The organism is Burkholderia sp. IDO3 (assembly GCF_003366075.1).
Classification (GTDB): domain Bacteria; phylum Pseudomonadota; class Gammaproteobacteria; order Burkholderiales; family Burkholderiaceae; genus Burkholderia; species Burkholderia anthina.
This window is the reverse complement of the sequence record NZ_CP028964.1, coordinates 303496-318829: the sequence shown is the minus strand read 5'-3', so window position 1 is coordinate 318829 and position 15334 is coordinate 303496. Positions and strand designations below refer to the sequence as shown.

The window sequence follows — 15334 nt, the reverse complement described above, 5'->3', positions numbered from 1 at the left end:
TGCCTCCTCACGAACCGTCGCCCGGATGCCGGGCCGGCTGTTTGATGGTGCTTCGGTGGGCGCTCATCGCACGGGCGCCGCATGAACGGTGCGATCGAGCAGGGCACGCAATGCGGCACTGACCGCATCCGGCCGCTCGAGCATCAGTTGATGGCCGCAGGCAGGCAGCACGTCGAACGACGCATTCGGCAACGCATCGGCGAGCGCGCGTCCGCCGGCGGGCGGCGTCAGGCCGTCGGTGTCGCCGGCCAGCACGGCGACCGGCAAGTCGAGCGCCGACAGACGAGTCGAATCGGGCCATGGCGCATCGCGCACCACGGCCTGAAACGTCGTCATCCGGTTGCGGCGCGCGATGCGCGATTCGTACGCGACGAGCGCCCGATCGGCCTGCGGATGCCACGCGAGCCGCCGGAAGCGCCGTGCGAACACGGGCTTGATCCATTCGAGCAGCCAGCCCGGCAGCGCCGGCGGCCGCGCCACGGGGCGCGCGAGTTGCGTGCCGAGCAGCAGCGCGCCGCTCGCTTCGCGCAGCCGCCCGAGGGCCGCCAGCCGCGCGAGCAGTTCAAGCGTGCTGCCCGTGCCGAGCGAATGGGCGACGAGCACGTTGTGCGTGCCCTTGAAGCGGTCGAACAGCGCGAGATAATCGCGCAGCGTCTCGCCGCCGTGGTATGCGCCGCTGCCCGCAGATGGCCGCGGACTGTCGCCGTGGCCGAGAAAATCCCATGCCACGAGCCCGTAGCCCGCATCGGCGAACGTTCGCCACTGATCGCGCCACTGGTTCTTGTTGCCGCCGCCGCCGTGCGCGAAGAACAGCACGGTGTCCGCATGCGGCGAATCCGGCGGCGCCGCGCGATGCGCGACGCTCAGCGTGCGCCCCGCGCGCACCTCGACCGGCACGCCGGCCACGACGGCCGACTTGGCGGCCGCGACGTTCGAAACGTGCGTCATGATTGTTCCTCGTTGATTCGATGAGCGCGCCGTGCCGCATCCTGCGTCCCGGCCGCAGGCACGCGCGCCGGCAACACCGGCATCGCGTCAAGCAACGCGCGCGTGTACGGATGGCGCGCCGCGCCGAACACCTGCGCGGTATCGCCCAGTTCGACGATGCGCCCTGCCCGCATCACCGCGATCCGGTCGCAGATCTGCGCGGCCACGCGCAGGTCGTGCGTGATGAATACGATCGCCATCGCGCGCTTCCGCTGCACCGACGCGAGCAGTTCGAGCACCTGTGCCTGCACCGACACGTCGAGCCCCGACACCATTTCGTCGGCCACGAGGATCGACGGGTCGAGCGCGAGCGCTCGCGCCAGGCCGATGCGTTGCCGCTGCCCGCCGGAGAATGCGTGCGGATACCGGTCGAGCGCATCCATCGGCAACCCGACCTGCGCAAGCAGGTCGGCCGCGAGCCGATACGCGGCCGCCCGGTCGACACCCTGCGCGATCGGACCGGTCGCGACGATCTGCGCGATCGTCTGACGTGCGTTCAATGACGCATACGGATCCTGGAACACCATCTGGATGTCGCGGCGCAGCGGCCGCAGCGCCCGTTCGGGCAGGCGCGCGAAATCGTGCTCGCCATGCAACACGATGCGGCCCGCATCCACCCGCGCGAGCCGCACCAGTGCGCGCGCGAGCGTCGACTTCCCGGAACCCGATTCGCCGACGATGCCGAGCGTCTCGCCGGCATGCAGCGTGAAGCCGACGTCGATCAGCGCATCGACGCCGCCCCGGCCGCGGGCCCGCAGGAACGGCCATGCGCGACGCGGCGCGTGGCGCTTATGCAGACCCTGCACCGCCAGCAGCGGCACGCCGCTGCGGATGACGACGCGCTGCTCGACGCGGCCCTGCGGCACGGCATCGAGCAGCGCGCGCGTATAGGGATGACGCGGCGCGCGCAGCACATCGGCCGCGCGGCCGCTCTCGACCTGTTCGCCATCGCGCAGCACCACGACGCGATCGGCGACGCGCGCAACCACGCCGAAGTCGTGCGTGATCAGCAGCACGCCGGACCGCTTCGTACGGGCCGCTTGCTCGAGCAGCGCCAGAATGCGCGCCTGCGTGGTGACATCGAGCGCGGTGGTCGGTTCGTCCGCGATCAGTAAAGCCGGTTCGAGCGCCAGCGCCATCGCGATCAGCACACGCTGGCGCTGGCCGCCCGACAGCGCGTCGGGATACGCATGGCGCAGCCGATCCGGCTCCGGCAGGCCGACGTCGCGCAACAGCGCCGTCACGCGCGCCGCCCTCTCGCGATGCCCGCCCGACACGCGATGGACACGCAGCACCTCGTCGACCTGCGCGCCGACCGTCATCAGCGGATTCAGCGCGGCGAGCGGCTCCTGGAAGATCATCGACACGTCGCGCCCGCGAACCGCACGCCACTCGGCGTCGCTGCAATGCGCGAGGTCCCGGCCGCGCAGCGCGATGCGTCCGCCCGCGTGCCGCACGCCGCGCGGCAGCAGGCCGGCGATCGCGGCCGCGAGCAGCGACTTGCCCGACCCGGACGCGCCGACCACGCACAGCACCTCGCCGGGCGCGATCGTCAGCGACACGTCGCGCACCGCGTCGCGACGCTCGGCGCCGGCCGGCAACGCTAGCGTGAGCCCCTCGATCGACAGCAGCGGCACGCCGCTCATCGCACCCGCTCCGCAATCGCCGATGCGTGGCGCAACCCTTCGCCGACGCGATTGATCGCGAGCGCGGTGACGACGATCGCGAGCCCCGGCCAGATGCTCAGCCACCACGCGTCGCGCATCACGTTGCGCGCCGCGCCGATCATGAAACCCCAGCTCATCTGGGACGGATCGCCGAGCCCGAGAAACGACAGCGCCGACTCGGTGAGGATCGCGGTTGCGACCATCAGCGCGGCCAGCACGGCGAGCGGCGGCCACACGTGCGGCAGGATCTGACGCCACACGAGCGCGGCCGGCGACTCGCCGGCGAGCCGCGCCGCCAGCACGAACTCCCGGCGCGCCAGCCCGATGAACTCGCCGCGCACGAGCCGCGCGATCGCCGGCCACGACACGGCGGCGATCGCGACGATCGTCGATTCGAGCGACGCGCCGAGCACCGCCGCGATCGTGACGGCGACCGCGAATTGCGGCACGGTCTGGAACAGCGTCGTGAGCGCCATCAGCGCCCTGTCGACCCAGCCGCCGCACCAGCCCGCGAGCGCGCCGACCGACACGCCGAGCGCGAAGGTCGCGGCGGTCGCCGCGAGCCCCACGAACAGCGACACGCGCGCGCTCCACAGCAGTCCCACCAGCACGTCGCGCCCGAGCATGTCGGTGCCGAGCGGGTGGCCGGCGTGCAGCAGCGGCCGCAGCAACGGCTCGGCCGCCATGCGCCACGGCGACGGCAGCCATACGGGCGCGGTGAGCGCCACGAGCGCGACGCCCACGAGAAAAAGCGAACCGGCGGCGGCGCCGGGCGTGCGCGCGAAACCCCGCAGGAAGCGCCCCGTCATCGCACCTCCCGCCCGGCGACGCGCGGATCGACGATGCCGTACAGCAGATCCGTCAACGCATTGAACATCACCACGAGCGCCGCGACCACGGCCAGCAGCCCGAGCAGCACCGGATAGTCGCGTTGCAGCAGCGCGTCGTACATCAGCCCGCCGAGCCCCGGCCACGCGAACACGATCTCGGTGACGAGCGCGCCGCCCGCGAGCTGCCCGAGCTGCAGCCCGCCGAGCGTGACGACCGGCAACAGCGCATTGCGCAGCACGTGGCGGATCATGACGCGCGGCTCGGACGCGCCTTTCGCCCGTGCGGTTCGCACGAATTCGCGTTCGATCACTTCCAGCATCGCGGCGCGCGTGAGCTGCACGTAGATCGCGCCGTACACGAGCCCGAGCGTCGCGGCCGGCAGCACCAGGTGCGCGGCCACGTCGAGCGCGTGACGCCACCCCGTATAGCCGGCGCCGACGCTCTCCATGCCGAAGGACGGCAGCCAGCCGAGCACCACCGAAAATGCGATCACGCTCATCAGCGACAGCCAGAACAGCGGCGTCGCATAGACGATCACCGCCAGCGCGCCGATCGCGCGCGCCACGCGGCGCGCCCACGCGCCGCCGCGCGACTCGCCGTACGCGGCCACCGCGCCCGCCGTCACGCCGGCGACGACGGACACGACGAACGCCGCGGCCATCAGCAGCAGCGTCGCGGGCAGACGCTCGGCGACGAGCTGCAGCACCGGCAGCTGGTTGCGGTACGAGAAGCCGAAATCGACGTGCGCGAGATCGCGCAGATACAGCGCGAACTGCGTGACGAGCGGCCGGCTCAACCCGAGCTGCGCGCGCAGCCGCTCGACGTACGCGGCGTCGCCCGAGCCCGCGTCGCCGGCGAGCATGAGCGCGGGGTCTCCCGGCGCGAGCCGGACCAGGAAGAAGTTGACGACCAGCACGCCGAGCACGACCGCAAGGCCCCGGAGCACCGTCGACGTCAAGCGCAGCGCCATGTTCATCGCATCATCCGATCCATGTGTCCTCGAGGCTGTCGTTCACGCTGGTGGCCGTGCGCAGCAGGTTGTGGACGTTGCGCCGGTACACCGTCGGGTTGACCATCTCGAAGATGTTGGCGATCGCCGCGTCGTTCGCGAGCAGGGTCTGGAGCTGCGCATAGCGCGCGCGGCGCGCGGCCGGATCGGTGTCGAGCGCAGCCGCGTCCCACAGCGCGTCGGCCTTCGGGTTGCGGTAGCCCTCGACGTTGCCGAACGGCGAACCCTTCGAGATGCCGTCGATCCGGTACAGCGGCGCGACGCCGAAATCCGGATCCGCGTTCTGGAACAGGAAGTTGTAGCTCAGGTCGAAATCCCAGTTCGCGACGCGCGCATACCAGCCGGCCGCATCGGTCGTCTGCACGCGCAGCCGGAAGCCGGCCTGGCCGAGCGCCTGCTGCGTGTATTCGGCGACGCGCTCCCACGCACCGCCCTTCTCGCCGTTGATCAGCACGAGCGGAAACCGGCCGACGTCGACACCCGATTGCCGGATCAGCGCGCGCGCCCGCTCCGGGTCGTACGCGAAGCGCGGCACGTTCGGATCGTAGAACGGCGACGACGACACGAACGGCCCGTTCGCGACCTTGCCGTAGCCGAAGAAGATCCGGTCGACGATGAACTGGCGATCGAGCGCATGCAGCACCGCCTGCCGCACGAGCACGTTGTCGAACGGCGGCTTGCGCTGGTTCAGCTCGAGAAAGGCCATCCCCGTGAACAGTTCCCAGCCCTGCGTCGTGAGGGCGACGCCCGGCAGCTTCGCGAGCCGCGCGATGTCCGAGTAGTCGACGTCGCCCGCGCGCAGCGCATGGATCTGTCCGCGTTCGAATGCGATCGAGCGCGCCGCCGCATCGGGCACGATGTTGAATACGATCCCGTCGAGATGCGGCAAGCCCTTTTTCCAGTAATCCGGGTTGCGCGCGAGGCGGATATACGCGCCGCGTTTCCATTCGCCGAACACGAACGGCCCGGTGCCGACCGGATGCTGGTTCGCCGGATTGTTCCGCGGGTCCTTGCCCTGGTACAGGTGCGCCGGCAGGATCGGCAGCAGCCCGCTGCCGAGCAGGTTGATCAGCCCCGCATACGGCTTCTTCAGGCGGATCGTCACCTGCAGCGGGCCGCTCGCCTCGATCGACGCGACGTACTTGTCGAACGTCACCTTCGTGCGCGGCAGCGCCTGCGGCGCGATTTCGCTCAGCGTGACGACCACGTCGCGCGCGCCGAACGGCTGCCCGTCGTGCCAGCGCACGCCCGGCTGCAGCTCGAACGTGTAGTTCAGCCCGTCGGCCGACGCATGCCAGCTGCGCGCGAGCACCGGCACCACGCGCAGTTGCGGGTCGAAGCCGAGCAGCCCCTGAAAGATCTTGCCGCCGACGTATTGCGACGCGACGTGCGGCGTCAGCGCGTTGACGAGCGACGGCGGCTCCGGCTGCGCGAACAGCGACAGCGTGCCGCCGCGCACCGGCGCCGCGGCGGCGTCCGCCGCGAAAGCGCGGGCCGCGCCGCCGAATCCGGCAGCCACCCAGGCGGCGGCGAGCGCATAGCGGCGCCGCGCCGGGTCCTTCGGCGCGACCGGCGAAAGATGCGAAAGCGTGTCGTTCATCACAGATAGCCGTGGCGCGGCGGATTGACGTGGTTGAGCACGTAGTTGCCGATCGCGTGATATTTCCAGCGCACCGGGTCGTGCAGCGTGTGGGTGCGCGCATTGCGCCAGTGGCGATCGAGGTTGTATTCGCTCAGCACCGAGCGCGTGCCCGACAGTTCGAACAGCTTGTTGGTCGCGAGGATCGCCAGCTCGGTGCTCAGCACTTTCGCGGCCGCGACCTGCACCGAAGCGTGCGCCACCTGCGCATCGTCGAGTTCGACCGGCAGCGCGTCGAGCGTCGCGGCCGCGCGTTCGAGCAGCGCTTCGGTCGCGAGCAGGCGAATCTGCACGTCCGCGACGTCGCGGATCACGTACGGATCGTCCGACGCGCGCGCGATGCCGCTGTCGGCCCACGGCCGGCTGCGCGTGCGCACGAACTCGAGCGTGTCGGCCAGCGCCGCGCGCGCGATGCCGACGTCGATGTTCGCGTGCAGGTATTGCGACACGGGCCCGGCGAGGGTCGGCCGCTCGAACGCGGCCTGGATCGACACCACGTCCTGCTCGTCGACCTCGACACCCGACAGCGTCAGCGTGCCGCTCGCCGTCGTGCGCTGCCCGAAGCCGCTCCAGTCGTCGACGATCTCGAGCCCCGGCCGGTCGCGCTCGACCAGCGCCTGCACGTAGCGGCCGTCGTCGTCGAGCGCGAGCACCGCGATCCAGTCGGCAAACAGCGCGCCCGTCGAATAGAACTTCTGGCCGTCGAGCACGAGCCGCCCGCCGCGCCGCGAGAGCCGCGTGCCGATCTCGAGCGCGTTCTTCGTGCCGCGCTCGGACGCCGCATGGCCGATCCGTGCACCGTCGAGCACGAGATCGAAGAACTTGCGGCGTTGTGCGTCGTTGCCGGTCAGCCGGATCACGTCGAGCGCATGGAAGTGATTCTTCGGCAACTGGCCGATCGACGGATCCGCCTGCGCGATTGTCCGCACCACCTCGCCGAGCGTCGCCAGCGACACATCCGCGCCGCCGAACGCGCGCGGCACCGTGATGCCCCACAGCCCGCTGCCCGAGAACAGGTCGAGCTCCGCGAACGGCAGGCGGCGCTCGCGGTCGCGCAGCGCCGCGTCGCGCGACAGTTCGTCGGCGAGACGGCGCGCGATTTCGAGCGCATGCGCGTCGTCGGCGATGCGGCTCGCGGGCGGCCGGGAGGAAAGCGGGGACGACGCGCGGGCGGACGTGTCGGCGGACGTGAAAGCGTTCATGAAGATCCTCGTGGACAGATGCATGGCCTCCGTCGAGAGCAAGCACCATGCCATCGCCGTCCTGCCGGCCTGTGCGCCCATGACGCCGCGCGCGGCGTGCTGGATTTCCAGCGAGATGGAGCAAAAGCAGCACACCGCGCGCCGCGCGACGACGCTGCTGTATTTCCAGCAAAACGACTGCTACGCGTGCACGCGCCCCGGCTCATTCGGCCGCCGCATTCGGCGCAAACCGTTGCGGGGCGGGCCCGGGCGCCCATTGGCACGCCTGTTGCGAAGCACCGGCTCACGCACTGCCGATCCGCGGCGCCATCGACCGGATGCGCGGCGCCGCGCCGGACCACACGCATAACAACGCTTCGCTTTGGGGATATACGGATGAAATACACGATGTTGAGCGCCACCATCGGCGCGTCGGCACTACTGGCCGCCGCGCCGGCGCTGCATGCGCAGCAACAGCCGGCCGCGAGCGCGGCACCGGTCGCCGCGTCGGCGTCCGCGGCTGCGCCGGCCGCGTCGGCCACCCCGCCGTCCGGCGCGGCGCAGGCGAACGCCGGCGCGCCGGTCGCGGAAGCCCAGCTCAAGGACGTCATCGTCACGGCCCAGCGGCGGCGGCAATCCGCCCAGCGCGTCGGCACGTCGGTGTCGGTTCTCTCGGGCAGCGACCTGAAGACGCTGAACGTCGGGACCGTCAACGACTTGCAGCACGCGACCGCGAGCGTCGAGGTGGAGCCCGCGTTCGGCGGCGGCCAGCCGCAGTTCCGGATTCGCGGGGTCGGCTTCAACGACTACACGTCGAACAACGCATCGACGGTCGGCATCAACGTGGACGACGTCGCGTACGCGCTGCCGATCCAGACCCAGGGGCAACTGTTCGACATCGCGCGCGTCGAGGTGCTGCGCGGCCCGCAGGGCACGCTGTACGGCCGCAACACGACGGGCGGCACGGTGAACTTCATCACGAACCAGCCGACCCGCGACTTCGAGGCCGGCGCGAGCGTCGAATACGGCTCGCACAACCTGCTGACGACCGAGGGCTATGTGTCGGGACCGCTGAGCGACCGCGTGCGCGGCCGCTTCGCGTTCACGACGCAGGACTTCGGCGCGTGGCAGAACGACCGCGCGACCAACCAGACGCTCGGCAACCACGACAGCGCCGCCGCGCGCGGGCAGCTCGACTGGGACGTCACGCGCGACTTCAAGCTGCATGTCGGCGCGCACGGCGGTTTCGACAAGTCCGACAACACGGGGCTCTACCTGTTTACGCCGTACACGTCGGCCAAGACCGGCGAGGTGATCCCGGCCGATGCCGATCACACGAAGACCGGCTGGGGCGTGAGCCCCGCGTTTTCGCGCGTGACGGGCCTGTCGACCGACGCGAAGCCGGGACGGAACAACGTGAACGGCGGCGTGGACCTGACCGCGACGTGGAATCTCGGCCCGGTCGAACTGAAGAGCATTACCGCGTACAACTACCTGCACCGCCGCGAATATTCGGACTGGGACGCGACGCAATACCACGACTCCGACGAGTACTTCGACGACACCGTCAACGAAGTCACGCAGGAACTGCGCGCGTCGTCGCGCGGCGACACGCGGCTGCGCTGGGTCACCGGCCTGTTCTACTCGCACGACGATCTCGACGAGAAGTTCTATTCCGACTTCAGCGACCGGCTCGGCTTCATCGCGCTGACGCGCTACCGGCAGTCGGTCGATACGCTCGGCGTCTACGGCCAGGCGACCTACGACATCACGAAACGCCTGCGCGGCATCGTCGGCGTGCGCCAGGAACACGAGAAGCGCGAGCTGCGCGGCTTCGCGTCGGGCATGCTGACGCCGTCGTTCACGCCGTTCGCGGGCTTCCAGGGCGGCGATGCGAACCAGTCGCTGACGTCCAACGGCACATCCGGCAAGGTCGGACTCGAGTTCGACCTCGCGCCTGCGACGATGCTGTATACGACCGTGAGCCGCGGCTACAAGTCGGGCGGGTTCACCGCGCACAACACCGGCAATTCGAATGCGCTCGCGCCGTTCAAGCCCGAATCGCTGACCGCGTACGAAGTGGGCTTCAAGAGCGACCTCACGCGCTCGCTGCGCTGGAACGTATCGGCGTTCCATTACGACTACCGCGACCAGCAGGTGCTGTCGGCCACCTTCGACCCGAACTCCCAATCGCTGATCGGCACGTTCGTGAATGCGCCGAAATCGCGCATCGACGGCTTCGAGACCGACCTGAAATGGCAGCCGGTGCGCGGGCTCGAGATTTCGCAGTACGTGGGCTACAAGAGCGGCAAGTACACGTCGCCGTTCGTCACGTACAACACGCAGGCGTCGGCGGCCAGCGGCCACAACGTGTTCACCGACTACAACGGCACCGCGCTCAGCTTCCCGCGCCTGAGCTATGGCGGACAGGTCGCGTACAGCTGGCTCGCGGGCGGCTACCGGCTGCGCGCGGAGACGAACTACAGCTACCGCGACGCGTATTCGCAATTGCTGCTGCTCGGCCCGGACTACACGGTCGACAGTTACTGGCTCGTCAACGCGAGCCTGACCGTCACGTCGCCCGACCGGCATTGGGACGTCGCGCTGTGGGCGCGCAACCTGTTCAACCGCCAGTACGACCTGACGAAGAACTTCTTCCTGCCCGGCACGAACGTCGCCGCCGCGGGGCAGCCGCGCACCGTCGGCGTGCGCGTGACCTACACGTACTGAGGAGGCTCGCCGGATGACGCGCCGCACCGACACCCTGAAACTCAACGCGATGCTGAACGGCGGCGGCAGCCATGTCGTCGGCTGGCGCCATCCGCTCGCGCAGCCGAACGGCAACCGCGACTTCGCGCATTTCCGCCGGATGGCGCAGACGGCCGAGCGCGGCAAGCTCGATGCGCTGTTCGTCGCGGACGTGGTCGCGACGCAGGGCAGCCACGTCGACTCGCTGCGCCGCAGCGCGCGCGCCGATACGTTCGAGCCGCTCACGCTGCTCGCCGCGCTGGCGGCCGTCACGCACCGCATCGGCCTGATCGCGACCGCGACGACGACCTACAACGCGCCTTACCACATCGCCCGCAAGTTCGCGTCGCTCGACCACCTGAGCGGCGGCCGCGCGGGGTGGAATCTCGTCACGTCGGTCGTGCCCGACGAAGCGGCGAACTTCGGCGCGACGCCGCACCTCGCGCACGCCGATCGCTACGCGCGCGCCGACGAGTTCCAGCGCGTCGTGGCGGGGCTCTGGGACAGCTGGGAAGACGACGCGTTCATCGAGGACAAGGCCGCCGGCCTGCATTTCGATCACCGCAAGCTGCACGTGCTCGATCATCGCGGGCCGCACTTCAGCGTGCGCGGTCCGCTGAACGTCGCGCGCGCGCCGCAGGGCCATCCGGTGCTCGTGCAGGCCGGCTCGTCGGAAGCCGGCCGCGAACTCGCGGCACGCTGCGCGGAGGTGATCTTCACGGCGCAGCACCGGCTCGACGACGCGCAGGCGTTCTATGCGGACGTCAAGGGCCGCGTCGCGCGTTACGGCCGCCGGCCGGAGCACCTGAAGATCCTGCCCGGCGTGATGCCGATCGTCGGCGCGACCGAGGCCGAGGCGCGCGACAAGCTGCGTGCGTTGCAGGACCTGATCGATCCGGTGCTCGGGCTGCGGCTGCTCGCCGACAACGCGGGTGACTTCGACCTGTCCGGCTATCCGCTGGACGGACCGTTGCCCGATCTGCCGCCGAGCAATCGCAGCAAGAGCCGGCAGCAGCTGATCGTCGATCTCGCGCGCCGCGAGAACCTGACGATCCGCCAGCTCTACGAGCGCTTTGCCAGCGCCGGCGTCGTCACCGGCACGCCGAAAACCATCGCCGACCGCTTCGAGGAATGGTTCCTGTCGTATGGCGCCGACGGGTTCAACGTCGCGTTCGCGTGGGTGCCCGGCGGTCTCGACGACTTCGTCGATCTCGTCGTGCCCGAACTGCAGCGCCGCCGGCTGTTCCGCACCGAGTACGAAGGCCCGACGCTGCGCGATCAACTCGGCCTGCCGCGCCCGCCCTTCTTTCGGCGCCCGTCGTCGCTGCGCGGCGATACGGTCGCACCGGTCGGCGGAGGTGCCGCATGACGCGCCCGTTCCGTCTCGGCGTGCTGACGCGCGTCTATGCACCCGATTCGTCGCCGCGCGTGCTGCACGACACGCTTGCGCTGATTGAAGCGGCGGAAGCGCTCGGCTTCGACAGCGCCTGGGTGGCGCAGCACCATTTCGGCAGCGAAACGGGCCGGCTGCCGTCGCCGCTCGTGCTGCTGGCCGCCGCCGCGCGCCGCACGCGGCGCATCGCGCTCGGCACCGGCGTGATCGTGCTGCCGCTCGAATCGGCGTTGCGCGTCGCGGAGGATGCGGCCGTGCTCGACGCGCTCGCGGGTGGCCGCCTTCAGCTCGGTGTCGGCGCCGGCTTCGAGGCGGACGTGTTCGCCGCGTTCGGCCGCGATTTCGGTGCGCGCGCGGCGTTGCAGGCCGATGCGCTCGCGGCGTTGCGCCGGGCGCTGGATGGCGCGCCGGTCGGCCCCGCCGGGGCGACGCTGCAACCGCCCGCGCCCACGCTGGCCGCGCGTCTCTGGCAAGCGACCGGCGATGCCGAGGCGGTCGCGCGCAACGGTCACGGGCTGATCGTCGCGCGCACGCGTCCGGAACAGGACGGCGAAGCCACGCTCACGGCGCGCTATCGCCGCGCATGGGCCCATCCGGGCGCGCCTCGTGTCGCGCTCGTGCGGGCGGTCGTGCCGGGCGCGGACGCGGCCAGCGTCGAAGCCGCGCTCGGTCCCAACATCCTGCGGTACGCCGCGCGGCTTGCCGCGGCCGGCGGCGCACCGGCGCCCGCGCCAGCCGACCTCCCCGCGCTGCTCGATCGCTTCGGTGTGCTACGCGGCACGCCCGCCGACATCGCGGCCGCGCTACAGACCGATCCCGCGCTGGCCGACGCGACCGAACTGGTCGTGCAGGTGCAGACGGCGGGCACCTCGCATCGCGACGCGCTGCGGCGGCTCGAAGCCGTCGCCCGCGAGATCGCGCCGGCGCTCGGCTGGACGCCGGCCGCCGCCGGCGCCGAAGCCGCTTCGCTCACCTCCGATCCGATCCCGACATGACTCAATCGTCCTCTCCCGCACCGGCCGGACGCCGGCCGTTCAAGCTCGGCTTCCTCACGCACGTCCACGGTAGCGGCGACGCGCGCCGCGTCTACGCGGATCTCGACACGCTGTTCGTCGCGGCCGAACAGCTCGGCTTCGACGGCGGATTCGTCGCGCAGCACCATTTCCGCGCGGAATACGGCCGGCTGCCGTCGCCGCTCGTGCTGCTGGCCGCCGTCGCGCAACGCACACGCCGCATCGAACTCGGCACGGGAATCGTCACGCTGTCGCTCGAGGACCCGCTGCGGCTCGCCGAAGATGCGGCGGTACTCGACTCGCTGGCCGGCGGGCGCCTGCAACTCGGCCTGGGCAGCGGCGGCGCGAATCTCGATGCGTTCGCCGCGTTCGGGCTCGACGTCGACACGCGTCAGGCGCGCTTCGCGGCCGCGCTCGAACGCCTGCAGGATGCGCTCGCGGGCCACCCGCTCGCGCGCGCCGCCGCCGATGCGCCACCGCTCGTCCTGCAGCCGGCGGCGCCGGGCGTACGCACCCGCCTGTGGCATTCGCATGCGTCGCCTGACGGCGCGCGGTTCGCGGCACGGCACGGCAATGGCCTGCTGCTCGGGACCGCCGTGCACGATCCGCGAACCGTGCAATTGCCGCTCGCGCGCGCCTATCTCGACGCGTGGCGCGAACGCGCGCACGCCGACGCGCCGGCGCCGCGCATCGGCGTGGTGCGCGCGGTATTTCCCGCGCGCGACCGGCGCGCCGCGCTCGCCGCGCTTGCGCCCGACGTCGTGCGGCATATCCCGTGGCTCGCGGCGAGCGGCCATCCCGACGTGACCGATCCCGAGCAGATCCTGCGGCTGCTGAACGTGCATTACGGGCATCCGGACGACGTGATCGACAGCCTGCGCGGCGACCCGGCGCTGTTCCCGTTCGCCGATTATTTTCTGCCGGTCGTGCAATCGGAAAGCACGTCGCTCGACGACGCGCTGGCGCGGCTGCGCACGCTTGCGGAAACGATTGCGCCGGCGCTCGGCTGGCGGCCGGCCCACGCCGCCGCATGAACGCGCCGCGTCTGCTGCTGCGGCTCGACACCCGCTGCGACGACACGCGCCCCGACCCGGCCGCCGACTGGATCGCGATCGCCGAGGCCGGCATGTCGGCCGGCTGCGACGCCGTGCTGCTGCCCGCGCATTCCGCCGGCCCCGATCCGTGGATGGCGGCCGCAGCGCTGGTCGATGCGCTGCCGGCGCTGCGCGTGATGGTGACGCTTCAGGCCGGCGCGATGCTGCCCGTCGCAGCCGCGCATCTCGCGCAAAGCCTGCAGTCGTTGAGCCGCGGGCGCGCGCTGCTCGCGTGCGAAGCCGACGCGCCGGACATCGGCGCGACCGACCGGGCCATGCATCTGAACCGCGACCAGCGGCTCGCGCGCAGCGCCGAATTCCTGTCGGTGCTGCGCGCGCTGTGGGCTGCCGACTCCGCCCTGCAGTATCGCGGCACCTACTATCGCGCCGAGCACGCCCGTTTGCCGGATCTCGCATCGCAGCGGCCGCCCGTCTACTGGTCGGTCACGGAGCGGCGCGAGATCGCGTTCGCGGCGCCGTGGTGCGACGGGTTGCTGGTGCCCGCCAGCGCGCCGCCGCTGGCGGCGGCCGTCGCACACGCGTATCGTGCGCGCGGCCTCGCGCCGCCGCCGGCCGGCGCGCTGCTCCGGCGCACGGTCGGGCTCGACGACGTGCGCCGCGCACGCGTCGCGCATCGGGCCAACCGCCGGCGAGGCGGCGCATGAGCGTCGACTTCGCGTGGTTCCTGCCGACCAACGGCGACGGTCCGCATCTCGCCAACAGCGGCCTGCCCCGCCCGCCGACCTTCCTGCAGGACTATCGGCCGGCCACGCCCGAATACCTGCGCGGCGTCGCCCGGGCGGCCGAGACCGCCGGCTTCGACAGCCTGCTGCTGCCGATGGCCGCGGGCTTCGAGGATCCGTGGCTCGTCAGCGCGCAGCTCGCGCGCGCAACGCAGCGCATCGCGTTGATCGTGACGTTCCGGCCAGGACTCGAGCAGCCCGAACAGATCGCGCGCAAGGCGGCCACCCTGCAGCGCATGAGCGGCGCCCGCCTGCGCCTGTTCGCGGTGAACGGGTCGAGCGCTTACGAGCAGCGCGCGCTCGGCGATTTTCTCGAGCACGACGCGCGCTACCAGCGCACGTCCGAGTACCTGCGGGTCCTGCGGCGCCTGTGGCAAGGCGCCGGCCATTCGGTCGCCGGGCATTACTACATGCTGAACCCCGCGCACGCCGGCGTGCCGCTCGCGAACCCGCCCGCGATTTATCTCGGCGGCGCGTCGACGCTCGCCGAGCAGGTAGCCGCGAGCCAGGCCGATACGTACCTGCTATGGGGCGAGCCACCCGACGCCGTGCGCGAGCGCGTCGCGCGACTGCGCGCACTGACGGCGATGCATGGCCGCCGGATCCGCTTCGGGCTGCGCGTGCACGTGATCGCCCGCCCGACCGAACGCGCCGCGTGGGCGCGCGCCGACGAGTTGCTGAGCGAGATTTCCGACCAGACCTATGTCGACGCACAGCGCAAGCTCGCCACGTACGAATCGGTCGGACAGCAGCGTCAGACGGCGCTGAGCCGCAGCGCACTGCGCTCGTTGCGCGAGCTGGAGGTGTATCCCAACCTGTGGGCCGGCGTCGGCCTGATTCGCGGCGGCGCGGGCACCGCGATCGTCGGCAGCTACGACCAGGTCGCCGCGCGCGTCCACGAATACCGGACGCTCGGCATCGAAACCTTCCTGCTGTCGTCCTACCCGAACCTGGAGGAAGCCGCGCGCGTGGGCGAACACGTATTGCCGCGCGTGCGCACGCTGCTGGCAGGCGCCAGCCTGCCGTGAC

13 protein-coding genes are annotated in these 15334 nt (G+C 71.2%); 7 read left to right on the top strand and 6 right to left on the bottom strand.

What is annotated here, in order from left to right:
* Positions 1–63: 63 nt before the first annotated feature.
* The 6 genes from DCN14_RS33125 to DCN14_RS33100 are packed head-to-tail and all read right to left on the bottom strand — an operon-like array spanning position 64 to position 7335.
* Complete coding sequence (locus DCN14_RS33125; RefSeq protein WP_096505991.1) at positions 64–948, bottom strand: alpha/beta hydrolase; 885 nt, start codon at positions 946–948, stop codon at positions 64–66.
* Positions 945–2633 carry an ABC transporter ATP-binding protein gene (locus tag DCN14_RS33120; RefSeq protein WP_096505989.1) on the bottom strand — a complete coding sequence of 563 codons (1689 nt, stop codon included), beginning with the start codon at positions 2631–2633 and terminating at the stop codon, positions 945–947. Before DCN14_RS33120 ends, DCN14_RS33125 begins: the two co-directional genes overlap by 4 nt.
* Positions 2630–3463 carry an ABC transporter permease gene (locus tag DCN14_RS33115; protein WP_096505987.1) on the bottom strand — a complete coding sequence of 278 codons (834 nt, stop codon included), beginning with the start codon at positions 3461–3463 and terminating at the stop codon, positions 2630–2632. The genes DCN14_RS33120 and DCN14_RS33115 overlap by 4 nt, the downstream gene beginning before the upstream one ends.
* Entirely contained in the window at positions 3460–4461 is a 1002-nt protein-coding gene (locus tag DCN14_RS33110; RefSeq protein WP_096505985.1) for an ABC transporter permease, read from the bottom strand. Before DCN14_RS33110 ends, DCN14_RS33115 begins: the two co-directional genes overlap by 4 nt.
* 4 nt (positions 4462–4465) lie before the next feature.
* Positions 4466–6094 carry an ABC transporter substrate-binding protein gene (locus tag DCN14_RS33105; protein WP_240327491.1) on the bottom strand — a complete coding sequence of 543 codons (1629 nt, stop codon included), beginning with the start codon at positions 6092–6094 and terminating at the stop codon, positions 4466–4468.
* Entirely contained in the window at positions 6094–7335 is a 1242-nt protein-coding gene (locus DCN14_RS33100; RefSeq protein WP_096506107.1) for an SfnB family sulfur acquisition oxidoreductase, read from the bottom strand. Before DCN14_RS33100 ends, DCN14_RS33105 begins: the two co-directional genes overlap by 1 nt.
* Between DCN14_RS33100 and DCN14_RS33095 the strand changes: the two genes are divergently transcribed.
* The 7 genes from DCN14_RS33095 to DCN14_RS33065 are packed head-to-tail and all read left to right on the top strand — an operon-like array spanning position 7334 to position 15333.
* Entirely contained in the window at positions 7334–7684 is a 351-nt protein-coding gene (locus DCN14_RS33095) for a hypothetical protein (protein ID WP_143331689.1), read from the top strand. The two genes, DCN14_RS33100 and DCN14_RS33095, sit on opposite strands and share 2 nt — an antisense overlap.
* Before the next feature lie 26 nt (positions 7685–7710).
* Positions 7711–10044 carry a TonB-dependent receptor gene (locus DCN14_RS33090; RefSeq protein WP_096505981.1) on the top strand — a complete coding sequence of 778 codons (2334 nt, stop codon included), beginning with the start codon at positions 7711–7713 and terminating at the stop codon, positions 10042–10044.
* 13 nt (positions 10045–10057) lie between these two features.
* Entirely contained in the window at positions 10058–11431 is a 1374-nt protein-coding gene (locus DCN14_RS33085; protein WP_096505979.1) for an LLM class flavin-dependent oxidoreductase, read from the top strand.
* Complete coding sequence (locus tag DCN14_RS33080) at positions 11428–12450, top strand: LLM class flavin-dependent oxidoreductase (protein WP_096505977.1); 1023 nt, start codon at positions 11428–11430, stop codon at positions 12448–12450. The genes DCN14_RS33085 and DCN14_RS33080 overlap by 4 nt, the downstream gene beginning before the upstream one ends.
* Positions 12447–13502 carry an LLM class flavin-dependent oxidoreductase gene (locus DCN14_RS33075; protein ID WP_096505975.1) on the top strand — a complete coding sequence of 352 codons (1056 nt, stop codon included), beginning with the start codon at positions 12447–12449 and terminating at the stop codon, positions 13500–13502. Before DCN14_RS33080 ends, DCN14_RS33075 begins: the two co-directional genes overlap by 4 nt.
* Entirely contained in the window at positions 13499–14227 is a 729-nt protein-coding gene (locus DCN14_RS33070; protein ID WP_096505973.1) for an LLM class flavin-dependent oxidoreductase, read from the top strand. The genes DCN14_RS33075 and DCN14_RS33070 overlap by 4 nt, the downstream gene beginning before the upstream one ends.
* A complete protein-coding gene (locus DCN14_RS33065; RefSeq protein WP_096505971.1) occupies positions 14224–15333 on the top strand; it encodes an LLM class flavin-dependent oxidoreductase in 1110 nt (369 codons plus the stop codon). The genes DCN14_RS33070 and DCN14_RS33065 overlap by 4 nt, the downstream gene beginning before the upstream one ends.
* The last annotated feature ends 1 nt before the right edge of the window (position 15334 follow it).